The organism is Bacillus sp. 17RED48 (assembly GCF_019837545.1).
Lineage (GTDB): Bacteria > Bacillota > Bacilli > Bacillales > Bacillaceae_G > Bacillus_A > Bacillus_A wiedmannii.
Genome location: NZ_JADAXG010000003.1, coordinates 106,051 through 131,637, shown reverse-complemented (window position 1 = coordinate 131,637; position 25,587 = coordinate 106,051). Strand labels below are relative to the sequence as shown.

Below are 25,587 nucleotides of genomic sequence, written 5' to 3'. Positions count from 1 at the left end.
GCAATCTTTATTACTGTTCTGTTTAAAAAATAAAAATATACATAATTCACTCTCCATAAACTTAATAATTTAATAAAAGACTGAAAAATCAATCTTTTTAAACTGTAGTAAATTGTAAAACAATTAATTCAGCAACACATCACTAAGAATGCTGATTGAATTTATCATACAATTAATTATATTGTCAACAATAAAATTAATTAAACAATAACGGTTAATTATGTATCAAATGTTATTTTTAAACATAATTATTTTCTTGAAAACATTGTTCCTTCTCATCTTTATATTTATACTCATTTTTTTATATTGATTTTTATACATTTTTCATTATATGAAATTTAAGAAACATCATCGTATCCTTAACTGAACTGTTATCTTCAAATAACAATCCAGTTAAGGATATGGAACCATTTAAAGCAAATAAAAAGTGCAGATTTTCATCTGCACTTTTTTTATTCTTCTACTTCAGCTTCTGCACTGTTATTTTCAAGATGTTCCTTCTGAGCCTTTTCTTGTAGCTCAGCTGAAATCATTCCATAATAAATTTCTGGATACAATCCAAATATTTGATATACACTTCCTAAAAACGGCATCGGAATCCCTCTTTTCTAAAGTTGTATTGCCACTTTTAAGGATTCCCTTTTCATTCATTATACATTCGTTTTTGGCGTTTCCTCTTCATCATGAACGCTTAATAAATTTTGCCACTTTTTATAAGGAGCACTATTTGGATCTACATAGCCTTTCGCGTACGAACGATCCCACAATTGTTTAATAAACATTTCTTTCTCTTTCTTTGCAACCATATCGGCACCTGTACCGTAATAGTTTTGGAAATACAATTCAATTTCATCAAGGAATAATCTTAATAATTCATCAGAAGTTTCTTCTAACGTTGGATCATATTTCGCCTCACGGTCATACATTAAAATCATATCTAAAATATTATGGACATGCTCTTTACGAAGCCATCTAATATCTTGAGCACCTAATACGAACGGATGTGTATATAAATGTCCGCCCTGTATCATAGCTTTTTCTTGTTCTTCTTCAAATCTGGACAAGATGTTTTCATAAATAAACGGATTATGAAGCAATGCTCTGTGTAATTTGTAACTTTCATTTGAAATATTTTTTCCCATCGACTGAATTAAGAAACTACGTCCAACGCCGTTATATTGATACACGAACTGACCATCAACAGCAACTAAACTAATCCAGCGATACATATACGCGTATAGAAGAGCTCGATTACATTTATCGTAATCCAATTTCGTTTGCGTTGCATTTAAGTCTGGCATGAATGCTGGTAAGTGCCAATACTTATCTAAATGCGGCGTTAAACTAGATTTTTTACTATTCAACTTGTTCACACGGCGATAGTATGACTGAAAATAATCACCTTTATCATTCATAAATCCATTTGCAATATGCCCTGAGGAAAGCTTAGGAAAGTCTTGCAATGATAAACCATAATGCGCACGATAACAAATGACTTCAAATGGCGAAAAAGCTTCATGTACTGTATCTTTTTCTTTAAACATTTCTTGAATTAATTCTTCTTGCAGTTCTTTCTTTAAGGATGGATGTATACCCCAATATTGTAATTCCCTATGGTGGGAAACTTTCGGAACGAATGGACTTGCTAAATGAAACAAGTCTTCAATTTTTTCACGAACGTATTCATCACGATCACGCTTCTTATAATCCGCTTCTTTTCGTAATGCCTCAACGATATTCAGCTCTAATTTATCACGATAGCGGATTTGTAATTCATCATAGCAATAACTTAGTATGTGCTCACGATAAAAGTCTTCTACCTTTTTCGATTGAATCTCTTCTGTTTTCGCATCCCGGCAATATTCCCCGTATAAACTCATATAAATTTCCGCAGATATATCTTTCGGTAATACACCTAAATTCAAATGTTGCTGCATATCTAGCCATATCTTTTCTTGCAACTTCTCTTCAGCTAATACGTATACATTCGTTGGGTTTGTTTTCCCTTCAAATTCCTTGCTTCGTTTTTGAATTTCAAACAATAAATTTTCACGCGTTTCATGTAAATTATCAAAAAACCTTTCCCAATATTGAATCATTTTATTAACTGCTTGATAAAGTGATTGATAAACGAGTTCTAATAGCATTTCTTTACGATACTCGTTTAATTTGTGTACGTACTGCGTTACAATATCTTCAAATTCTTTTTTAAACAAACGCTGCTGATTATTCATCATTTTTCCAAACCAGCCTTGTTGCTGCGCGATTTCTACTCGGCGAACAGCTGTTACCGTTCCATCAATATTACTCACATTAAATTTCTTATCGTAGTTTTGAATTAAATTACGCTTTTGCTCATTATTTTCATGTAGTCGATTCATTTTCTCAACTAACTGCTTTCGAATTTCATACAACATAAAACGAGCTGATACTGGATGCACAGGATCTGTTTTCTTTAAAAACCATGTATTTAATTGATAGGACTGCCCTTCAGAACCACTTGGTGAAAAACGGTCTGATTCAATCATGTCATACAATAGTGTCGTTACATGCTCATGTACACGGCTCGGAATCGCATACGCATATAAACGAATCGCATGATCCACCCTTGCTACTTCACCTTTCATTTGCTCCATCATTTTCAGTTTCGCAGCCGAAATTTTACACTCGTGCTGCAGACGGTTTAATTCCTCATCTTTTTGCACCGTACGCTGTACATAGCTTTCTACAGCCTCTAAAAACAGTTTAGATTTCGCCACACCAACTTTACCGCCCTCTGCTCCTTCACGCGTTTCATTGTACATTTGTCTATAGAAAATATGGGCCTGTTCTGGACGAGTAGCAAGATGTTCTAAGTCTTCTAAATAACTTTTCCCACGCTCTGGCTTTTCACGTTGCATCCCACGTTTTACATCTTGATCATATCTTTGCTTCTTCTCTTGAAACAATTGATCTAAATGCAGCCACGATTCATCTAAACCTTGCACAGCCCATTTTAAAGCACAATATTTTAACACGTGCTCATACGGATAAATAATCTTGGCCGTTCCTGCCCCGCAATATCGCCCTTTCCCGCTTGATTCTGCTAATTGTTGAATTTGATTATCTTCCTGTGCAAAATGATTGGCAGACATCGGACTAAATAACTGTAAATAAATCGTATTTACCATTTGCTCCATATAATCTGATAAATTGTGCAGATGGTGTCCATGTAGATTTTCGTAATCGTATAAGAAACAATAATTGTACGGTAAATGATGTTGTTTAATCGTATGATTCGTTCTTCCTTCTTCATCTACTTGATCAGGTCGATATTCTAATTCAATTGTAACACCACCACGTTTGGATAATTCTCCAGTAGAACCGAGTGTAATGGCATGTAATTCTTTTAACGAAGCATAGCCGTTTGCTTGCACCGTTTCAAACTCTTTCGCACTAACCGTTCTCGTCTTAACTAAAACGTCCGGCATTAAAAACGCACCACGAATTAAAATGTTGTGATGCTGCAGTTTTTTCCGAAGCATTTCACGTAAATATAATGCAATTTGTAGAAACATCCCTGAACCTGTTCCGCCCGCTAGTGATGTTACGATAATGACACGCACTCCATATTCCGTTTGATCGCTTGTAACCGGAAAAATTTTCTCGATTTCTTGCCAAAAGGATGTCAATTTATCTTCTTTCATCGCAGCAAGTAACGCTAAACGGGAAATGACACGTAACTGTCCTGCCCCTTCTGTCAGTGGTTTATCAAGTATAGTCGGGTCCATCGGAAACCACTCTGGAATCGTTGGATCTCCCGCAATATACTCTCTTGGCGTTTTACTAGAACTCGTTTGCGTCTTAAACTTTCGAATATGATCAAATTTACTCAATGTATTCACATCTGTATCAAATACGTGCATTGCTACCTTTTTTCGGCGCTCCTCAGGTAGCCTTTCATATATTTGATGTGTCACAGTACTACCGATTCCACCTAAACCAATTAATATCGTTGGAACTTGTAACGTCATGTGAACCACCTTCCTATTCTTGCTTGTTTGAAAAGAGGGGGAGAAAGATGAGACTCCCTCCTTTTCCATACCTACTATTCACACTCATATTTGTAAATTTCTTTACCATACCCTCTATCAATTACTAAAAGTTCATTTGGATATAGCGTCTTATGTTCCATTCCAACCTCTTCCTCTGTTATAAACATTCCATCAATAATCATTCCTACTACTTGTGACTCTTTCGCTACAAATATCGATTTTGATCCTTTCTTCGCTATAAACGTAACGGATTGCACAGTCTTTCTTTCTGCTCGGAATGGAATGCCAAAATAGTGTTTCCACCATTTATTTTTAAGTAATTCTGGTTCAGATTGATATAACCAATCTTTCGCTACCTCTTGATCCCATTCGTAATACAATAGTGCTTTTCGGTGAAATCTTGGACGGATAATCCATCCTAAAACGATTATTCCTACTACTAACAGTAATAAAGTGATAGGAATAACAAACTTAAAAATAAGCGCATATTTTTCATAAAACGGTGCATTTTGAATATGAAGTGATATATTTTTCTTTACTTCTTGTAATTTTGAATCTTGTATAGTGATGGTAGCATCTACGGTGCCAGTATCTGTAAAATTGAATGTATCGGAGTAATGAGGGCGAGGATAAATATAAATTTGATTATCCTGTTGTTTTATTTCATAGTTGATTGATTGTTTAGATGTGACACCAGTAGATTTTAATAGTTTCTTTACAGCTTCTTCTGTCATCGGCTTACCATCTAACTGTGGTTGTATAATAAACGGTTTACTATTCTCTAAATTCGTTACTTTTTCTTCATAATCTTTCGTTATCGTTTGCAGTGATAATTTTGGTTTTTCCGTTACTTCGATTTTAAATTCTTTCGTCTGTCTGTAAAATCCCTTTATGTTCATATGAACTTTCCCGCGCACTAATCCTTTATCAACCTTCATTTCGTAGTAAAATACATGTTTTTTATCGTCCCACTTCATCGGGTACTGTTTTCCGTCTATTTCTACTTCTGCCTGAAAATATGAAGACTGAATTGGTAATTCCGTAGGCTTCGCTTCAATAACAGCAGTAACACCTTCGTACATTTTTCCCACATTTTTTTGACTACTATCGTCTTTGTCATAAGTAGAAACAGTATAGTTAAGCGCCGGTTCAACTAGTACTTGTAGTCCTTCTTTCTCAATATCTCGATCCACTTCTATCGTATACGTTCCTGGTTTAATAACTTCCTGATTTTCCGTACTTATATGAACTATATTTCCGAATAATTTCGCTTCTCCTGGTGCATGTATGGAATAGGAAGATTGTAATTGTAACGGTTTAGAAATTTGTGTGACCTGATAATTAGACAAAGAAGGTGATTGTCGTACAAGCGTCATGCGCTTTAACGGAAATGGTGTTGTAATCTCTACTTTCTTCCCTACTACTTTCGTTTTTACAATCGATTCAACAGAAGAGAACGGATCACGATTTGCAACTAATGCTGCCACTTGATTGACGCTTTTTACAATACCATCCTCTCCACTAGATGGCATCGTAACTCCGTTTATCTCTTTCTTCCATATTTCTTTAAACGTATTTAGTTGTGCCTTTTCTTGCTGTCCTAAATCCTCTTCCATCGTAATTAAAATTGGATGTAGCGATATCTTTTTTGTATCCATTTCTTTCTTAAACTGTGCTAACTTCTGTGTAATTTGTTCTTTTCCGCCAACCTTATCTTTCTCTAAATCATTAAATGCCCCGTCAGTTAAGACAATAAGCCAAAATTCACGTTTTCCATCTATATCTGCTTCCTTTTTTATAGATTGCATCGCCGTTTCTACTGCGCTAAACGGGGTATTTAAATACGTTTTCCATGCTCCAATTCCCTCAATTTCTGTTTGTCTCTTATCCTTCGTTAACGAAATGTTTAATGGATCATTCGGCTTGCTCATTGGAACATAAGAGAATTTATCTTTTTCATCTAATAGCGCAACTAAACTTTGCAAAGCATAATTGGCATATTTCCAGCGATCGTTATTTCTCATGCTGCCCGAATCATCATATACAAGTGAAACGACCCTTTCCTTTGCCTCCTCTCCTTTTGCAAAAGTCCAAAAAGGATGTAACCATATAAATAGAAACAACATGAATGTGGCACAAATTCGAATTTTCATGATGAGGCTTCGCCACCTTTGTAGACAAATTCCTATGTTTAAATTTATGAGAGGATACAAGATATATGACTTGTATTTTAGGACAACTAGCTCATCATAACTTTATTATGTAAACAGTTATATATACTGAATATGATTCCTTCTAGCGTTTTCTATCCGATAATATAAGTAAAAAAGCCTGTTTAAGCTCTACACTTAAAACAGACTTTTCCTACTTTTCACATTGAAAACAAACATCAAAAAGTTTGATTTTGAATTAACACATCACTTCAATTGTAAATCCACCAGGTGCTTCCACATAAAACGTATACGCATGTGCATGCTTAGGAGCCTCAACCAAAAATCCAGCTTCCTTCAACCTTTGATTTATCTTATTTACTTGTTCTTCACTTTCTTGAGGAAACCCTACATGAAATGTTTGCGGATAATGTACGTCTTTCCCTTTCATTAACGTTAATATAAACCCATCATTATCACGCAAAACTGCAAAACCATTTCCCCTTGTTCCGCTACAAGTTAAACCAAAATATTTTTCTAAAAACTCTCTAGCAGCTACTACATCTGAAACTGTTAAATTAAGATGTTTAATTTCCAAACCGTCACCTTCTTTCTTAATTTTCTAACATTTTATCATACAAATAAAAAACACGCCTTTCACAGCGTGTTTCATTGCTTCACATACACTTCAACAATCGGATTATCTTTATTATCCGCATGTAAGCGTAAATTCTCTTCACTTGTACTATAAATGCTAGCTAATAACATAATCGTTAACACATTAGGAGTTTTTGCATCGCTCCCGTATTTCCTTTCCAGCGCTTCCTTATATTCAAAATCCAAATCCCCCTGCACATATGTATACACTTCAAAACCATCTTCTAAATTGCAAACTACTGTATCAATAATATCTGCCCCAACTTGCTTCTTCATTTCCTCTCGCAAAGCTTCAATAAACTCTTCCCACGGTACTTCGTATATCTGAAACTGATCTGTAGATTTCATTACTTTTTCCTCCTTATATATCCTTCTCCTATATTTCCCCTTTCTATAACAATTATGATAGATAGGACATTCGTACAAGCCGCACTTGTCCCCATTACATATCGTATTACTGTAATGGGGAAGGAGGAAAGAATATGCATAGACAAAAATGTTACGATACGTGCCAACGTTATTTCGGTAAAGTCGTTCGAATTGAAGATCGTGATGGTCGTATTCATTTAGGCAAAATAATTGATCTGACAAAAAGCTCTGTATGGATTGAACCAGTGCAACAGCGCTCATCTTTTGATACAGGATTTGGATACTATGACGCATATGCAAACGGTGGCTGTGACCTTTGTGGTGGCATTAGCAGATGTGATAGTTGCGGATTTGGTTGTGGTGGTGGATTCAGCGGCTGTGGATGTGGCGGTCGTGGTTGTGGTAGTTGCGGCGGATGGGGAGGCGGCGGTTGTGGCTGGGGCGTCGAACTCGGATTTGGTTTCATCTTCGGAATTACATTAGCTGCATTATTTTTCATTTAATATAGTAAAGAGTTGACTATCTTTAGTCAACTCTCTTTCTTTATTTTTCACATATAAAAATACGATGACCTAAAATATGTTGGTACATAAGTCGTACATTTTCATGCTGTACCCATGCCTCATATAACTCATTCGGGACAAATTGTGATACATTCCATTCTGGCTCTTCTATATAGCCAGAGATCGTTTCTGCAATTGTACCGCCGCCAGCAATTGTAATTCTTTTAAAATTTGCTTTCTGAAATAATTGTACCCATTCATTCTCAGTTAATAGTTCTTTCATCCCGTATAATCGGGCAATTTTTTCTTCCTCATTCTTCTCAATGTGCCTATCAATAATCATTTCAATGACAACAAGCTTGCCATCCTTCTGTAATACACGATAGCACTCCGAGATAACTCTCTCTTTCTCTGTAAAAGCGAGTATCGATTCTCCGAGTACGAACTCAAATGAGTCATATAAGCAAGGTAATTGCTCTACATTCCCTTCAATTAATTGAATGTCTATTCCTTCAAACGACCATCTATCTTTCGCCTTTTGAATCATAATCTCATTCTTTTCAACCGCCGTTACTTTATAACCATACTCTTTTGTCATGTACGCCGCTGTTTTCCCTGTACCGCAGCCGATTTCAAGGACATTTGCACCATATTTAAAAGGCAATTGTGCTAACAACTGTTTTGTTAACGTAAAACCACCAGGATGAGCACTTCCTATTCCGTAATAAGCTAGGAAATCGATGTAAGTATTTCGTTTCATGGGATTCTCCCTTTTTTATTTTATATATTCGAAGAAGGAATAAAAGTGCATAGAAAAAGCATTTTCAAGTGCTCTAATACCGCAACTTGAAAATGCTTTTTCTTTTTATCTCACTATTCACCAGGCAGCCAGATTAAGGTTTCCCTTTATTATTTCTCTTCTACATACGCCCATTTGAAACTATATTCTGGACTAATGTTATGTTTCACAATTCCCTTTATATTTGGTTTCATTACATATGATCTAGCATTTTGATATAAAGGTACGAGTGCTACATCTTCTTCAAGTAACACTTTCTCAGCCTTTCCTAACTCTGTCCAGCGTTTTTTTGCATCAGCCATCCATTCTGTCTTACTTTTAGTAATAACGTCATCATATTTTGAATTTGAGTAGCTCATCTGGTTCTGAGAATTTGTCGTTTCAAACATATCAAGATACGTCATTGGATCCGCATAATCTGGATTCCAGCCACCATATGAAAAATCATAATCTTGGTCTGATTCTAATTTTAGTTTTTGCTTAAATGGTTGCAGTTTAATATTTACTGTCACGCCTTTTAGATTCTTTTCAACTTGATCTTTTACATACTCCCCAACTTTTTTCGCATTACCAGTATCATAATTTAACAGTTCAATTGTTACTTGATCTTTTCCAAGTTCTTTTTTCGCTGCTTCCCAAGCTGCCGCTGCCTTTTTGGAGTCTTGTTTTAAACCATTCTTAAACGTTTCTGCGAAATCTTTACCGTCTGGTCCACTAGCTAAACCTTTTGGTACTAAGTAATCTACTGGTTTTGAACCATCATTTAAAATGACATTCGTTAAAGCTTTCTTATCAATTGATAATGCAATTGCTTCACGTAATTTTTTGCTCTTTAATGGTGTATCTTGCCCACCACGTTTTTGGTTTAGACGTAAATAAAATGTACTCGTTTCCGAATATGTGCCAAACTCCTCTTTATTATTTCTATACTTATCAACAAATTCACCTGATAAAAGTGCGAAATCAATTGCACCTGTATCATATAAATTTACTCTAGTAGCTGGTTCTTTTACTACACTAAAGTTGATTTCATCTAGTTTTACAGTCTTTTTGTCCCAGTACTGATCATTTTTCTTTAATTTCCAGCCTTGCTCATGCTTCCAATCAGTAAGAATAAAAGGTCCGTTATATACTGTTGTATCAGATTCCAAACCGTATTTATTCCCTTTTTCTTTTACGAATTTTTCATTTAATGGATAGTATGACGCAAATGCCATTAAATTCAAGAAATATGGTACTGGTCTTTCTAGTTCAACTTCAAGCGTATAATCATCTACCGCTTTTACACCTAACGTAGAAACTTCTGCTTTGCCTTGATTAATTGTTTCTGCATTTTTAATATAGTAAGCAATAAATGCATACTCAGCAGCTGTTTTTGGATCTACTAGACGTTGCCATGCAAATACGAAATCTTTCGCCGTTACTGGATCACCATTTGACCACTTTGCATCTTTACGTAGTTTAAACGTATATTTTTTACCGTCCTCGCTTTTCGTGCTAGATTCTGCTACAGCTGGGATTGGCTTATTATCTTTATCAAGGCGATATAAGCCTTCCATCGTATTCCCTAAAATTTGTGCACCAAGCGTATCTGTACTTTTTGAAGTATCCATTGTCGGAATTTCATTCGTTTCTGTACGATTTAGCACTTGCTTTGCCGCATATTTAATATCAGATTTTTTCTCTTCTCCACCATTATTAGACGTTGTAGTCGGTTTCTTCTCCCCACCAGATCCAGAAGAGCATGCTGTTAAAGCCATACTCATTGCTAAAACTGGCGCTACAACTGCCGTGAACTTTTTCATCTTTTTCTTCATTCTTGTACCCTCCCCTATTATATGTACGAAACTAACTTTGAGAGATTTTCAGTTAACTTAGTGATTAGTACCTGTTCACCAATAAACATTCTGTTAATTACCTTCACTTTTGAAGTTTCAATTATTTTATTTTTATAGTAACTATGTATTTTACTATTATTACTATACGAATTCTCCCCCATCTACTATATGTCAGTACCACTTTTCTTATTCTTCTCTATTTAATTAAATTGAATAGTAAAAGAGCGTTTTAAAAGTAATGTATCTACTTTTAAAACGCTCTTTTTTATTATTTCCCTTCCGTTACATAAGCCCACTTAAAGCTATATTCTGGACTAATGTTATGTTTCACAATTCCTTTTACATTCGGTTTCATTACATACGCTCTACCAGTTTGATATAAAGGAACTAATCCTGCATCTTCTTCAAGGAATAATTTCTCTGCTTTTCCTAACGTTTCCCAACGCTTCTTCGGATCAGATAATAATTCATTCCCTGCTTTTGCTACCATTTCATCGTATTTTGGATTCGAATAACTCATTTGGTTATACGGGCTCTTTGATTCAAACATATCAATAAATGTCATTGGATCCGAATAATCTGGGCTCCAACCTGCAAACGAAACTTCATAATCTTGTGCAGACTCTAATTTTAGTTTTTGTTTGAACGGCTGAATTTTCGTGTTAACCGTTACACCTTTTAAGTTTTTCTCAATTTGGTCTTTAAAGTAGTCAGCAATTTTTTTCGCAGTTCCATCATCATAGCTTAGTAATTCAATTGTCACTTGATCTTTTCCAAGTTCTTTTTTCGCTGCTTCCCAAGCTGCTGCACCTTTTTTCGGATCATATTTCAGACCATTTTTAAATGTATCTTGGTAATCTTTACCGTCTGGTCCTGTCGCAAGTCCTTTTGGTACTAATTGATCGGTTGCTTTTGAACCGTTATTTAAAATAACGTTTGCTAAACCTTTTTTATCAATTGATAATGCGATTGCTTCACGAAGTTTTTTGCTCTTTAACGGTGTATCTTGTCCGTTACGCTTTTGATTTAAACGTAAGAAGAATGTACTTGCTTCTGAATACTCACCGTATTCCTCTTTGTTTGATTTATATTTATCAACGAATTCTCCAGATAGTAATGTAAAATCAATTGATCCTGTATCATATAAGTTTACTTTCGTCGCAACTTCTTTTACTACACTATAATTAATTTCTTCTAATTTTACAGTCTTATTATCCCAATACTTATCATTTTTCTTTAGCTGCCATCCTTGTTCATGTTTCCATGAAGCCATAACGAACGGTCCGTTATACAACGTTGTATCTGCTTCTAAACCGAATTTATCTCCTTTTTCTTTTACGAACTTTTCATTTAAAGGATAGTAGGATGGAAATGCCATTAAATTCAAGAAATATGGTACTGGCTTTTCTAATTCTACTTCTAGCGTATAATCATCTACCGCTTTTGCTCCTAATTCTGTTGCGGCTTTTTCACCTTTATTAATCGCTTCTGCATTTTTAATATAGTAGGCAATAAACGCATATTCCGCAGCTGTATTTTTATCCAGTAGGCGCTGCCATCCGTATACGAAATCTTTCGCCGTTACAGGGTCACCATTCGACCACTTTGCATCTTTACGTAATTTAAATGTATATTTTTTGCCATCCTCGCTTTTCGTACTAGATTCTGCTGCAGCTGGGATTGGCTTATTATCTTTATCTAATCGATATAAACCTTCCATTGTGTTCCCTAAAATTTGAGAACCTAATGTATCAGTAGATTTTGAAACATCCATCGTCGGAATTTCTTGATTCTCTGTACGATTTAACACTTGTTTCGCTGCGTATTTAATTTCTGATTTTTTCTCTTCCCCACCACCACTAGACGTCGTAGTTGATTTCTTCTCCCCACCAGATCCAGAACACGCTGTCAACGCCATACTCATCGCTAAAACTGGCGCTACAACCGCCGTGAACTTTTTCATCTTTTTCTTCATTTTTGTACCCTCCCCAATTATATGTACGAAACTAGTTTTGATAGATTTTCTAATAAACAGTTATCAGAAAATTCTTATTAATTAATATTCTACTAACTTTTCAGATTTTGTAAAGTTATTTTTAAAATATTCTAAAAATTATTTTTTTGTGATAGTAAAAAGTATTTTTTTACTATCATCACTATACAAATTCTTCCTATTTACTATATAAGTACTATTCCCCTTGTGCTTATTGGTTTGTTTACAATTTAATCTCATAATAAAAAAGCATTCCAAAAGTAGTCTACTTTCGGAATGCTTTTTTATTATTCAGTTACATAAGCCCATTTAAAGCTGTACTCCGGACTAATATTATGTTTAACAACCCCTTTTACAGTCGGTTTCATTACATAAGATCTAGCATTTTGATATAATGGTATAAGTGCTACATCTTGCTCAAGTAATAATTTTTCAGCTTTTCCTAGTTCTTCCCAACGTTTCTTCGCGTCACTCATTAACTCTCCGCCAGCTTTTTTAACCATTTCGTCATATTTCGCATCAGAGTAGCTCATTTGGTTGTGAGAGTGATTAGATTCAAACATATCTAAATATGTCATTGGATCTGCATAATCTGGGCTCCATCCACCATATGAAATATCATAATCTTGCTCCGATTCTAATTTTAGTTTTTGTTTAAACGGCTGCAGTTTAATATTTACTGTTACACCTTTTAAGTTTTTCTCAATTTGATCTTTTACATATTCCCCAACTTTTTTCGCATTACCAGTATCATAGTTTAAAAACTCAATTGTAACTTGATCTTTTCCAAGTTCTTTTTTCGCTTCTTCCCATGCAGCAGCTGCTTTTTTCGCATCTGGCTTAATACCATTTTTAAATGTTTCTTGGAAATCTTTCCCATCAGGTCCGTTTGCTAACCCTTTAGGTACTAAGTAATCAGCCGGTTTCGATCCATCATTTAAAATAACATTTGCTAAATTCTTTTTATCAATCGATAAAGCAATTGCTTCACGTAATTTTTGGCTCTTTAATGGTGTATCTTGTCCACCACGTTTTTGGTTTAAACGTATGAAAAATGTACTTGGTTCTGAATATGTTCCAAACTCCTCTTTATTATTTCTATATTTGTCAACAAATTCTCCAGTCAATAAAGAGAAATCAATTTGCCCACTATCGTATAAATTCACACGAGTTGCTGGCTCTTTTACAACACTAAAGTTAATCTCATCTAATTTCACAGTCTTTTTATCCCAATATTGATCATTCTTCTTTAGTTTCCATCCTTGTTCGTGTTTCCAATCAGTAAGAACGAATGGACCGTTATAAACTGTTGTATCAGATTCTAAACCGTATTTATCCCCTTTTTCTTTGACGAACTTTTCATTTAGTGGATAATACGACGGGAATGCTACTAAGTTTAAGAAGTATGGTACCGCTTGTTCTAATTCTACTTCAAGTGTAAGATCATCAACCGCTTTTACACCTAATGTAGAAACTTCTGCTTTCCCCTGGCTAATTGCTTCTGCATTTTTAATCGGGAATGCGATAAATGCATACTCAGCAGCTGTTTTTGGATCTAATAGACGTTGCCATGCAAATACGAAATCTTTCGCTGTTACAGGATCACCATTTGACCATTTTGCATCTTTACGTAATTTAAATGTATATTTTTTACCATCCTCACTCTTCGTGCTTGACTCTGCCGCAGCTGGGATTGGTTTGTTTTCTTTATCTAATCGGTATAAACCTTCCATTGTGTTCCCTAACATTTGAGAACCTAAAGTATCTGTACTTTTCGAAGTATCCATTGTTGGAATCTCATTCGTTTCTGTTCGATTTAGCACTTGTTTCGCTGCTAATTTTCCTTCTGATTTGCTATCCCCGCCAGAGCTAGAATTTGTGCTTGTCTTCTTATCTCCACCTGATGTAGAACATGCTGTCAATGCCATACTCATTGCTAAAACTGGTGCTACAACTGCTGTTAGTTTTTTCATTTTTTTCTTTTTCACTTTCTGTACCCTCCCTAATTCTTAACGCTCTCATTTAAGAGTTTTCTGATAATTCTGTTTTTCTTTATATATTTATCAGAAGATTCTTATTAACTATTATTCTACTAATTTTTCGAGTTTTGTAAAGTGTTATTATTGAAAATTTTTAAAAAATTATTTTTTTACAGTAATATTCATAAAAATTCCATACTCTTTCGAAACATTATATCTCATTGAATTCTATGTATTGATTTAATAGTCTTTATCTTCCTACACTATAAAACACTTGTAAATTATTGTTAATAAATAATGTATATCGTAACAAACCTCTTTTCTACAAAAATAAAAAGCAGACATTATGCCTGCTTCAATTCTCCTCAATCTGCTTTTCACTTAATCCTAAATGTGTTCTAAGCGTATTACTCAAACTCTGTAGATCTTTTTTATTAGGATTATAATAATATACACGTTGCCCATTTGGACCGTTAGGTAAATATAAATCATCACCAGCTAATTGTATTTTTTCAACTGAACCGTTTAAACCGTATTTATAAAATGATAAAATATCATCCATTACTAAGTTTGTTTTAAAATCGCCGTCAACCGCCTCAACTATTTTTTCTAGCTTCGTAATCGAGCCTACACTTTTTAATTTACTTAACATCGCTTCAATAACAAGTTGTTGACGCTGACCTCTCATTGCATCACTATCAATATGACGCGTCCTTGCCAGTGCAAGTGCTTCTTCCCCTGTTAATTTTTGTATTCCCTTTTTCAAATGGATTGCGCCAGGTTCATCTTTACTATTTTGCTCCGTAAATTCAACTGGGACATTTACTTCAATCCCATCTAATCCATCAACAATTTTAGTAAATGAATTAAAATTAAACTTCACAAAATAATCAACAGGCACTTGTAACAATTTTTCTACCGCTTCCACTGAAGCTTGCGGTCCTCCATCTTTACCATTTTTAACGAAACCACTTCCATATGCATGTGTTATTTTATCTTTTTTCTTTTCAACTGGAACATATGTATATGTATCACGTGGTATGCTCGTTAATTTCACTGTCTTATCATCTTTATTAAAAGTAGCTAACAGTAGTGCATCTGTATGAAAAGCACCATTATACTCCTTTTGTCGTTCTTGATTTTCATCAATTCCCATAATTAAAAGTGAAACATTATTTGTAATTGGTTTTACGGCGTTCTCACGTAAGTTTGATTTTTCACCACGCGCTAAATTCAAACTAGACTTTTGTACGAGATTAGAAGTTTTCATATATACATAAGTACCATATCCAACTCCGCCAAATAGTAATACTACTAACAGGACACTTATTATCATTGTCTTTTTATATTTTCTTTTATTTTTCTTTTCTCTTGAAGAAGAGTTATTCTCCATATAATTCCCTCCGTTTTCTATTCATCTAATATGTTTTTCAATTTTTTATAATTAACGCTATCCTTTTGAAATACATTCTCTTTCAACCCTTTGTTTATTTGTATCCATTCAGTCGTAATCGAATATTGAATCATACCTTCGTGGAAACTAAGGAACTTTAGCATAATCCCCGTATTTTTCTCTACAACCATTTCAAATTTCCCTCTTAAATCTTCAGATGTACTTACAGGCATTTCTATGTTTATTGTCCCTTCTATTTTGTAGCAATCCAGTCCCAGATACTTCGTTTCTTTATAATTCCAATCTTTATATCGAATTAATAGATCAGCAAATTCTGATTGAATACTATACTTAGAGAATCCCACATATTCATCATCATATCTTTTTTTCTCACCTGATTTTCTCAATAATCTTTCCGTAGGATTTAATTTTAATAGTTCATAGTTCCTTTCTTTCGGGCTCCATTTTGTCTCTTTATATGTATACTTCTCATCATCAAATTCTTTTTTCTTGCCCTCGTTATATATAATTGTTCGTTTGTTCGTTAGCTTATCTTCTTTCGAAGAGATACCTCTTTGTTGCTCCGTATCAATCGCATATTTGTATGTTGTAGCAATTCTTGACGAACTAGAATATTCCTCAAATTGTCCTGAAATATTTTTAAAATGATCAATGGAATCTAGCATCTTTTCATGAATCTTTTCTTTATCTGGATAATTTACATTCAATTTTATTTCTTCTTCATTTTCATAATCAGAAAACGCCTTTTTCTTTACATATTCAAATACTCCACCATTTTGAGCAAAAATTTGATCAGAAAACTCCGACATAGACACAATTGAAAGTGTTAGAACCGCAGCGCTTATAGCCATCATATAAACTCTATAACCTTTCTTTTTTACCGGAAGATTATGAAGTGTACTATTAATCTTTTCATTTAACTCTGGCGGTACTATAACATTCTCGTCTTTTATTCTCTTTTTTAATTTCTCATCAAATAATTTTTCATCATCCACCTTATACACCCCCTATTCCATCTTTAATCGTTTTTGCAGTTGTTCCCTCGCACGTGACAATCTCGATTTCACTGTTCCTTTTGGTATTTCTAAAAGCTTGGCAATACTCTCTTGATTCATATCTTCATAATAATAAAGCACCGTAACAGCTCTTAACTCTTCATGTAATGATTGAATCGCATTACATAAATCTATATCTTCATACTGATCATAAGCACTCATATTGTAATCATTTTCTTCTATTACCATTATCTTTTTGTATGATCTAATAATATTGTTACACTCATTTATCAAAATTCGAATTAACCAAGTTTGAAAAAACTCTTCTTTCTTTAATTTTTTTATATTTTCATATGCTTTTAAAATTGTTGCCTGTATCGCATCCTCTATATTTGTCTCATCACGTAACATTGCCTTTGCAATGCGATACATCTTCACTTTTTCTGTATGTATAAGCGCCATAAATGCTTCATGATCACCTTTTTTCGCTAAAGAAACATCAGTTTCTTCTTTTATAATCATTTTATATAAAGGGATTACTTTCACAATTGCTCCTCCTGTTTCATCCTCACTTCAAATTTAACTTTACATGTATTAGACGGATGAGCCTAGAAAAAGGTTCATTTTTTTGAATATTTCCATAAAAAAAGGTAAACATTTTTCATGTTTACCTTTACTCAGATGTAATTCTAAGGAAATATCCATCTGGATCCACAACTTTAAATCCCCTCATCTCCCATGGATAAGTTTGAATTTCTTCTTGTATTGTGCATCTCTTCTCTTTACAAAGTTCATATACTTCTTCAATTCGATTGACAACAATAATTAGTTCAAAGCCATTCCCCTTTATTTCTTTTCGATTGTAAAAATAGTGATTTTCATTCAATGTTAAATTACTAGCTAGTAATAGAGAAAACTGGTCGTGATTAAAACGTGCTGCATGCATACTTCTTTTATACAACTTTAAACCAATTACTTCTTCATAGAACAATAATGACTTTTCGATATCATTTACATATGGCTTCACCCGGAACAAATGATTCATTCGTTTCCTCCTCATCAAAAAAAAGCCCACTTTCTCAGTGGACTTCCTACTTTACAACGGTAAATCCCTCTTTCTAAACACTACAATTGCTACTATGAAAATACAAAGTGCTCCAGTAGTTAAACCTATACTCACTGGCCATATATTATACGTTCCCTCAGCAATTTCTTTCGGACGAAATAGCGTAAATAATGATATATTTCTCATCCACTCTAACTTATCGCTTAATTTACCTACCATGTCCGTTACGAAAAATAAAATAGTTAAACTTGCTGAGTAGCTAAGTGCCTTTCTTTCGTCATTACATATACAAGAAAAGAAAAATGAATACGCACTAACGACTAAAAATATTAACCCACCGACTATATTTATCTTCAGGAATAATTCTTTATTTAAGTTATTATCTTGTAGAAACCACTCTGCACCTACTATACCCGCTACATACGTAACAGTTACTATGATTAGTAGCCCTAATACGAGAATAGCCGCTTGCGTGATTGCAATTTGCACTCTAGATACAGGTGTTGCTAGCAAGTATGCCATCGCTCCTTTATCTACATGACGAGCAATTAAATGCGTTGCAACTGTTACACAAAAAATTGTTAATATGATAATAAACAATAGACTATAATATTCGCCAGCTAAAAAATCCATTACGTTTTGAATCGGACTTTCCATTCCAACAATTTTTTTCAAACTATCAGGCATAGCACTTATTAATTCATTTAACCCTTTCGCTGATACCATTGAAGGGAAGATCCAAATTAATAACCATAAATATAGAGCTGCACCAGTTGCATAACTCAAAATACTTTTTTGTGTTTCTTTCAAACTAGCTAAAAACAATTGCTTATTCATGCTTTACCCCTTCTTTCTTATCGTAATAATGCATAAATAAATGTTCTAAATCCATTGCTCTCGTTTGAAGCGCCGTTACATTATAGTTTGAAAGTGTTTGTAAAACAGTTTGATAGTTTCCTTGCACAATAATCGATGCTTCTCTACCTTTCACCGCTTCAAATTGCAAATTACATTGTGTAAGAGATTCAATCTCTTCTTGCGATGATACGGTTACATCTATTACCTGTCGTCTCAAGCTTTGTAAATCATGAATATTTTCAACCGTTACAAGGCGACCATCTTTAATTATAGCCACTCTGTCACAAGTTCTCTCAATCTCAGTAAAAATGTGCGATGACATAAGGATTGTTTTCCCTCTTTGCTTTTCTTCTAATATTAAATCGATAAACACTTGCTGCATAAGTGGATCAAGTCCTGATGTCGGTTCATCTAAAATTAACACTTCCGGATCATGCATAAAAGCAGCAACAATTCCTACTTTTTGCTTCATTCCTTTAGACATTTTTCGAATCGGTGTTTTCACATCAAATTGTAGACGTTCTATTAATTCATCTCGTCTTTTCGTATCCTTTAACCCACGCATTCCTTGCATTAACTTTAAAAACTCTAATCCGTTCATTCCTTCAATAAAAGAAATTTCTCCTGGTAAATAACCAACTTCTCTTTGAATTTTCGCTGCTTCATCCCAGCAATCTAATCCAAAAATTGTCGCTTTACCAGCTGTCGGTTTTATAAATCCCATTAAATTACGAATTGTTGTGGATTTCCCAGCACCATTTGGTCCTAAGTAACCAAATACTTCCCCTTCTTTTACATCAAATGTAATATGAAACAAACCTTTTCCATTTGAAAACTGTTTTGTGACATTTTGAACTGAAATCATAATTCCACCTCATTTTTTGAAATATTTAATATGTGATATTTCAAAATTATTGTACTCCTCATCTTTCATATTCGCAACAACTTTTTGAAATATTTATATGTCCATATTTCAAAAATATTGTTTTCCATTATTTTTTCTTGTATATTTTAATTGAGGTGATTGCATTGAACGGCTTTGAAAAAGTGAAAGAAAAGAAAAAACGTGCTATTAAAGAAGCTGCTTTCGTATTATTTTCAGAACGTGGATTTAATGAAGTGAAAATAGAGCACATTGCAAAAGAAGCAAACGTTTCTCAAGTTACCATTTATAATCATTTCGGAAGTAAAGAAGCATTATTTAGAGAGCTTATACAAGAATATATCATATCTGAATTTCAATATTATAAAGATCTTGCAGCGGAAAAATTACCTTTTCATGATATGATGCAAAAAATGATTGTAAGAAAAATGAATACTGGTGGGTTATTTCAGCCAGATATGTTACTACAAATGATGCAAAGAGATGAAGAGCTTCGCAAGTTTATTTATAGTTATCAAAACGAAAAAATCCTGCCTTGGTATTTAGAAATATTAGAACAAGCACAGCAAAAAAATGAAATTAACCCTCACCTTACTAAAGAAATGATGTTGCTATACATTCAAATGTTCACTAAATTAGGTGATGATTTCGGAGCACAGCTTCTTGAAGGAAATCGCGAAAAACATATACAAGATATCGTTACGATGTTCTTTTATGGACTGTCCGTCCCAAAAAAATAATGTTTCTAAAGAACAACTAACATCACAAAAAAAAGCCCTTTGGATATTTAAATCTCAAGGGCTTCTTGGTGTTAAAAAAATTATTAATACTAACTTTATCTTAAAGAAGTTAAATGCTGCTTTATAGATAATACCTTATTATAAATTAACTCTTTTAGCATAACTGGCTGAATTGAGATAATCGTTTCTCCGAAATTCAGAAAATAGTTCGAGATAAAATCAACTTCTTGTTTGTTAAAATAGCCTGTTATACTATAATTTTCATTTTCTTTTTGTATCCTCATGGAAGGATAATTCTCTTTATCGAAAATGTCTTTTCCTTTTTGATTAACAATGACAATAAAATCAGTTGCATCAGGATTTCTGTGAAAAGTAGTAAGATAACTTAATAATTCTTCAAGACTTTTTGGATTCATATTGCTTGTTTCCTCAATAGAAAGAATTTTATCGCATCTAATTATTTGAACATGATTTGCCTCAAAGTTAAAGATTTTAGCATACCACTGGCCAAATTTAGATTCGATTCGAATAAATTGGGCGACCAATACTTTCTCCGCGTCTTTTTTTAAATATGTTAACTGGTAAACTCGCTCAGCAAAAATCCCCTGTAAAATTTCTTTTAAGAGCGGACTAAAATTACTATGATTTGTTACTTCAAAAGAAAGGGTTCGTTCCATAATTGAAATATTTTTACTCACATTATCAGGTAATACATGTTTAAATTTATTTTCAAGCGCAATACTTTCTATATTAAATGGTTTTGTCTTGTATCCATTTAATGTAAGAATCGAAAAATATAACGCATACATTTCATCCACACTAAAATAAATTGGCGATAACACACTATTTTCTATAATTTTATAGCTTCCATTTCTACCTAGCTCAGAATATATTGGCACACCTATTTCTTCCAATGATTGAATATCTCGCAACGCGGTACTTTTAGAAATATCATATCTAGCCATTAAATCTTTTAAATTAAAATATCTTTTATTATTTAAGAAAATAAGCATATCATTTATTCGTTCCGTTTTTTTCATATTTCCCTCCCAAAAAGGTGTCATGTATTGAAACCTTTTTAGTCTATATTATAATTATTAACTAATAAAGGAGTTATACATTTATGACATTAGAAATAGCTATTTTTCTTTCAATGAATGGGCAAGCAAAGGAGGCAATTAATTTTTACACACGTAATTTTGAAGCCAAGAATTTAATGATTGTGACGTATGAAGAACTGGCCAAAAGAGATAGTTCTTTTAAAATTACAAGTGAAAATAAAGATCATATTGCTCACTCCGTTTTACAAATTGGGAATACAAAGCTAATGATAGCAGAAGATACAATGAAGCCTAATGAACGTTATAACGTTGGAAATAACATGTCACTTTGCATTCAAAGCGCTAATTTAGAAGAAATACAAAGGTTTTATAATAATTTAATTTCTGATAAGCATGTGAAGATAATCTCTCCGCTAGAAAAAAATATATTTAGTGAAGCATATGGTATTATTGAAGATCCTTACGGCATACAAATCCAGTTAATGTATGACAAACGATTAAACTAAATAATTATCCATATTCACATATTCCTAATAAAAAAGACACGAAATTCGTGTCTTTTTTACTTTACAGTGATGACTCTACCGGTTTCACTACTTTCAATCGCTAATTGAATAAGTTGAATAACTTCTAAGCCTGCTTGTGCTGTTACAGGTGGTTTCTCACCATTTACTATACTATCTCTTACACCTTTATAATACATGTCATAACAGCCAACTTCTGTTGAAATACGCTCTAGATTTTCTTCCGTATGTAAAGTAGCAAAATTCTCTTCAGCATCTACTCCATAACCGTTATCGCCTGGCTTCATTCCATTTTTTAATTGTTCTTCCTGTGAATCCATACCGTATTTCACGATAGAACCTTTATCTCCATGTAATGTAAAGTGTGGACCTGCTTGCTTTACGTAACTGCTACTATGTAAAGTGACACGTTTAACACCGTAGTGAAGTATAACATGGAAGTAATCATCAATCTCTGCGCCTGGTCGTTGTTTGATTACATCTGCACTTATCGCATCTGGTTTCCCAAATAATGATAATGCTTGGTCAATTAAATGCGATCCTAAATCATATAGTATACCTGATCCTGGTAAATTCTTTTCTCTCCAGCGATCACGTACATTCGGGCGAAAACGATCGAAATGCGCTTCATATGCGTATAGATTCCCTATTCTGTTTTCTTCTAACAATTTCTTTATCGTTAAGAAATCATTATCAAAACGGCGATTATGATATACGCTTAACACCACATTATGCTGTTTTGCTAATGAAATTAGTTCTTCGCCTTCTTCAATTGAAACAACGAATGGCTTCTCCACAACTACATGCTTACCATGTAAAATTGCTTCTTTTACATATGGAAAATGAGTTGTATTCGGTGAAGTAATGACCACTAAGTCAATATCAGCACGATTTACTAATTCCTCAATTGTGCCAACAACTTCAGCATTTGGTAATGCTTGTTTCACGAGTTCTTCGTTTGATGATAAAATAGCACGAATATCATATTCTTCTATCGTTTGTAATAATGGAATGTGAAATGTTGTACTAGAAAATCCAAATCCTACAATCCCTACACCTATTTTTTTCATGTTGCCCCTCCATTTATCACGCTTTAACGGACAGTAAGACCTCTACCTCAAAATTCAGCGAAAGTAAAGAAGTTAGTTGAGGAATCAACTGCTCGTAAAAGTCCGATTGATTAAAGTTTCACTTTATGAGAACGATTTCATTCAGTTATTATAACAAGATTATTATTATTTACATAATAATTTGCCTAGAAAAAAGCATCTTACCATTATTCATAGCAAGATGCTTTTCTTTACTCCGGTCGTTTTTTCGTCCACGTTTCAATAACTTCACCTGTATCATTAACATCTAGCACTAAACTACCGTTACTATACCGGTCTTTATTTCGATACGCTTTCGGATCAATTTCTTCTACGATGTGTTTCTCTGTCTTCATGTAAACTAGTTCATCGTCTCTAACAATTTCAATACCGACAATACGGTATGGATTACGTTTTAACTCTTTGAAAATAACAAGACCTCGCTTCGCCCTCGTTGATTTCTCAATTTCTGATGCTTTTAGACGTTTTACAGCACCTCGCTGCGTTACGAGAATAAGTTGATCTTTGTCACCATTTAACGGTTTACCAGAAGCGACATAATCATCTTCTTTTAAGTTAATTGCTTTCACACCAGCGGCCCTTACACCGACTGGACTTACTTCATCTTCATGGAAAATAAGTGCATATGCACCATAGGTTGCAAGAACAATATCACTCGTTCCATCTGTTGCAAATATATCTACAACATAATCATCTTTTTTCAAATTCACAGCGACGAACGCTCTTGAATAACGCTGAACTTTATATTGGTTTAATTCTGTTTTCTTAATCATACCATTTCGTGTAACAAATACGATAAATCGTTTTTCTTCTTCAAAATTCGGTACGACGGTCGCCCAAATAATCATTTCATCCCGCTCGAGTGAAACGAGATTCGCAACGTGTTGACCCAAATCTTTCCAACGAATTTCTGGCATTTCATATACTGGCAGATATATATAGTTTCCTTTACTCGTAAATAAGAGGACTGTCTCTGTCGTATTCGTATCGAATCGCTCCAGTAAGATGTCACCCTCTTTCATACCGAAGTCTTTCCCGTTCGATGCATTATGTGAACGCCAACCTGTTCGTTTCACATATCCTTCTTTCGTTACAGTAACGATGACATCTTCCTGCGGAATCATAACTTCCACATCGATTTTAATTTCCTCAATTTGTTCTTCAATAATAGCACGGCGATCATCACTATATGTTTTCTTTACTCTCTTCAAATCTGTTTTAATAACTTGAAGAAGTCTTTTTTCACTTTGTAAAATTGACTGTAACTCTATAATCTTCTTATTAAGCTCGTCTGCTTCTTGTTCTAGCGCCGTAATATCTGTATTCGTTAAACGATATAGTTGCAGCGAAACAATTGCTTCCGATTGCGCTTCTGTAAATCCAAATTTCGTACTTAAATTATCTTTTGCATTACGTTTATCTTTAGAAGCACGGATTGTTTCAATCACTTCATCTAAAATCGATAATGCTTTCTTTAAACCTTCTACAATATGTTGACGATTTTCCGCTTTTCGTAATTCATATTGCGAGCGTCTCGTAACAACTTCTTTCTGATGCCCAATATATGCATCCAAAATCTTAGGTAATGTCATAAGTGTCGGACGACGATTATTTATCGCTACCATATTAAAGTTATATGGAATTTGTAAATCTGTATTCTTATATAAATAATTTAAAATACCTTCAGCATTTACTTCCTTTTTTAACTCTACAACGATGCGAAGACCTGTACGATCTGTCTCATCACGTACTTCAGCAATTCCATCTAGTTTTTTATCTAGACGTAATTCATCCATTTTTTTAACAAGGTTCGCTTTATTTACTTCATACGGAATTTCTGTAATAACGATTTGTTGCTTACCACCGCGGATCGTTTCAACTTCTGCTTTTCCGCGAATAATAATTTTACCTTTTCCTGTTTCATACGCTTTTTTGATACCATCAATCCCTTGAATAATACCACCTGTCGGGAAATCTGGTCCTTTCATAACTGTTAATAAATCATCAACAGTACTATTCGGCTTATCAATACGCATCATCGTTGCATCAATTACTTCCCCAAGGTGATGCGGAGGAATTTCTGTTGCATAACCAGCTGAAATTCCTGTCGATCCATTCACTAGTAAGTTCGGGAACATCGCTGGAAGTACAACAGGTTCTTCACTCGTATCATCGAAGTTTGACACGAATTCTACTGTTTCTTTATCGAGATCACGCAATAACTCAGATGCGATTGGTGATAATCGTGCTTCCGTATAACGCATTGCTGCTGCTGGATCGCCATCAACACTACCATTATTACCATGCATTTCAACTAAAACATTACGTACTTTCCAAGTTTGACTTAAACGTACCATCGCCTCATATACAGAGGAATCACCATGTGGATGGTAGTTACCGATAACATTACCGACTGTCTTAGCTGATTTACGAAACGCTTTATCATGTACATTTCCTTCTACATACATAGAATATAAAATACGTCTCTGTACAGGTTTTAAACCGTCACGCGCATCTGGAAGCGCGCGATCTTGAATAATATATTTACTATAACGTGCAAAGCGGTCACCTAACACGTCTTCAAGCGGGAGGTCATGAAACTTCTCTGCCTGCAT

At 34.0% G+C, this 25,587-nt stretch carries 21 protein-coding genes; 3 read left to right on the top strand and 18 right to left on the bottom strand.

Annotated features, from left to right (window positions below):
- Positions 1-452: 452 nt before the first annotated feature.
- The 5 genes from ILT06_RS13585 to ILT06_RS13565 form a co-directional block, all read right to left on the bottom strand.
- Positions 453-593: a hypothetical protein gene (locus ILT06_RS13585; RefSeq protein ID WP_001116184.1), complete on the bottom strand. Its 141-nt coding sequence runs from the start codon at positions 591-593 to the stop codon at positions 453-455.
- Positions 594-650: 57 nt separating this feature from the next.
- Complete coding sequence (locus tag ILT06_RS13580; protein ID WP_064476957.1) at positions 651-4,013, bottom strand: tubulin-like doman-containing protein; 3,363 nt, start codon at positions 4,011-4,013, stop codon at positions 651-653.
- Between the two features lie 74 nt (positions 4,014-4,087).
- Complete coding sequence (locus ILT06_RS13575; RefSeq protein WP_064476958.1) at positions 4,088-6,187, bottom strand: vWA domain-containing protein; 2,100 nt, start codon at positions 6,185-6,187, stop codon at positions 4,088-4,090.
- Positions 6,188-6,443: 256 nt separating this feature from the next.
- A complete protein-coding gene (locus ILT06_RS13570; RefSeq protein WP_048562601.1) occupies positions 6,444-6,782 on the bottom strand; it encodes a VOC family protein in 339 nt (112 codons plus the stop codon).
- A gap of 71 nt (positions 6,783-6,853) precedes the next feature.
- Positions 6,854-7,189, bottom strand: a complete 336-nt coding sequence (locus ILT06_RS13565) for a hypothetical protein (RefSeq protein ID WP_064476959.1) — start codon at positions 7,187-7,189, stop codon at positions 6,854-6,856.
- A gap of 134 nt (positions 7,190-7,323) precedes the next feature.
- Between ILT06_RS13565 and ILT06_RS13560 the strand changes: the two genes are divergently transcribed.
- Positions 7,324-7,713, top strand: a complete 390-nt coding sequence (locus tag ILT06_RS13560) for a hypothetical protein (protein ID WP_064476960.1) — start codon at positions 7,324-7,326, stop codon at positions 7,711-7,713.
- Positions 7,714-7,753: 40 nt separating this feature from the next.
- On the opposite strand, the gene ILT06_RS13555 is transcribed toward ILT06_RS13560, so the two are convergent.
- The 10 genes from ILT06_RS13555 to ILT06_RS13510 all read right to left on the bottom strand — a co-directional run bounded on the left by ILT06_RS13555 (position 7,754) and on the right by ILT06_RS13510 (position 19,520).
- Entirely contained in the window at positions 7,754-8,473 is a 720-nt protein-coding gene (locus ILT06_RS13555; protein WP_064476961.1) for a class I SAM-dependent methyltransferase, read from the bottom strand.
- 149 nt (positions 8,474-8,622) lie between these two features.
- A complete protein-coding gene (locus tag ILT06_RS13550; RefSeq protein WP_064476962.1) occupies positions 8,623-10,329 on the bottom strand; it encodes a peptide ABC transporter substrate-binding protein in 1,707 nt (568 codons plus the stop codon).
- 289 nt (positions 10,330-10,618) lie between these two features.
- Complete coding sequence (locus tag ILT06_RS13545) at positions 10,619-12,325, bottom strand: peptide ABC transporter substrate-binding protein (protein WP_064476963.1); 1,707 nt, start codon at positions 12,323-12,325, stop codon at positions 10,619-10,621.
- Between the two features lie 305 nt (positions 12,326-12,630).
- Positions 12,631-14,331 carry a peptide ABC transporter substrate-binding protein gene (locus tag ILT06_RS13540; protein WP_064476964.1) on the bottom strand — a complete coding sequence of 567 codons (1,701 nt, stop codon included), beginning with the start codon at positions 14,329-14,331 and terminating at the stop codon, positions 12,631-12,633.
- 346 nt (positions 14,332-14,677) lie between these two features.
- Positions 14,678-15,715 (bottom strand): LCP family protein, encoded by a 1,038-nt coding sequence (locus ILT06_RS13535; protein ID WP_064476965.1) that lies wholly within the window; start codon positions 15,713-15,715, stop codon positions 14,678-14,680.
- A 17-nt stretch (positions 15,716-15,732) separates the two neighbouring features.
- Entirely contained in the window at positions 15,733-16,731 is a 999-nt protein-coding gene (locus ILT06_RS13530) for a hypothetical protein (protein ID WP_064476966.1), read from the bottom strand.
- A 12-nt stretch (positions 16,732-16,743) separates the two neighbouring features.
- Positions 16,744-17,277 (bottom strand): RNA polymerase sigma factor, encoded by a 534-nt coding sequence (locus ILT06_RS13525; protein WP_064476967.1) that lies wholly within the window; start codon positions 17,275-17,277, stop codon positions 16,744-16,746.
- 127 nt (positions 17,278-17,404) lie between these two features.
- Entirely contained in the window at positions 17,405-17,776 is a 372-nt protein-coding gene (locus ILT06_RS13520) for a VOC family protein (protein ID WP_064476968.1), read from the bottom strand.
- Positions 17,777-17,827: 51 nt separating this feature from the next.
- The gene (locus ILT06_RS13515) at positions 17,828-18,634 is read right to left on the bottom strand and encodes an ABC transporter permease subunit (protein ID WP_064476969.1); all 807 of its coding nucleotides are present in this window, start codon (positions 18,632-18,634) and stop codon (positions 17,828-17,830) included.
- Positions 18,627-19,520, bottom strand: coding sequence for an ABC transporter ATP-binding protein (locus ILT06_RS13510; protein WP_064476970.1), 894 nt, complete (start codon positions 19,518-19,520; stop codon positions 18,627-18,629). Before ILT06_RS13510 ends, ILT06_RS13515 begins: the two co-directional genes overlap by 8 nt.
- A 155-nt stretch (positions 19,521-19,675) precedes the next feature.
- Here ILT06_RS13510 and ILT06_RS13505 point away from each other — a divergent pair, with 155 nt between their 5' ends.
- A complete protein-coding gene (locus ILT06_RS13505) occupies positions 19,676-20,278 on the top strand; it encodes a TetR/AcrR family transcriptional regulator (RefSeq protein WP_240368830.1) in 603 nt (200 codons plus the stop codon).
- A gap of 95 nt (positions 20,279-20,373) precedes the next feature.
- Here ILT06_RS13505 and ILT06_RS13500 read toward each other — a convergent pair whose 3' ends face one another.
- Entirely contained in the window at positions 20,374-21,342 is a 969-nt protein-coding gene (locus ILT06_RS13500; protein WP_064476972.1) for a helix-turn-helix transcriptional regulator, read from the bottom strand.
- 59 nt (positions 21,343-21,401) lie between these two features.
- Between ILT06_RS13500 and ILT06_RS13495 the strand changes: the two genes are divergently transcribed.
- Positions 21,402-21,845, top strand: coding sequence for a VOC family protein (locus ILT06_RS13495; RefSeq protein WP_064476973.1), 444 nt, complete (start codon positions 21,402-21,404; stop codon positions 21,843-21,845).
- A gap of 56 nt (positions 21,846-21,901) precedes the next feature.
- Here the strand turns inward: ILT06_RS13495 and ILT06_RS13490 are convergent, their stop codons facing one another.
- Together ILT06_RS13490 and parC are read right to left on the bottom strand one after the other, a co-directional pair.
- A complete protein-coding gene (locus ILT06_RS13490; protein WP_222655180.1) occupies positions 21,902-22,933 on the bottom strand; it encodes an oxidoreductase in 1,032 nt (343 codons plus the stop codon).
- A gap of 230 nt (positions 22,934-23,163) precedes the next feature.
- Positions 23,164-25,587 carry a DNA topoisomerase IV subunit A gene (parC, locus tag ILT06_RS13485; RefSeq protein WP_064476975.1) on the bottom strand — a complete coding sequence of 808 codons (2,424 nt, stop codon included), beginning with the start codon at positions 25,585-25,587 and terminating at the stop codon, positions 23,164-23,166.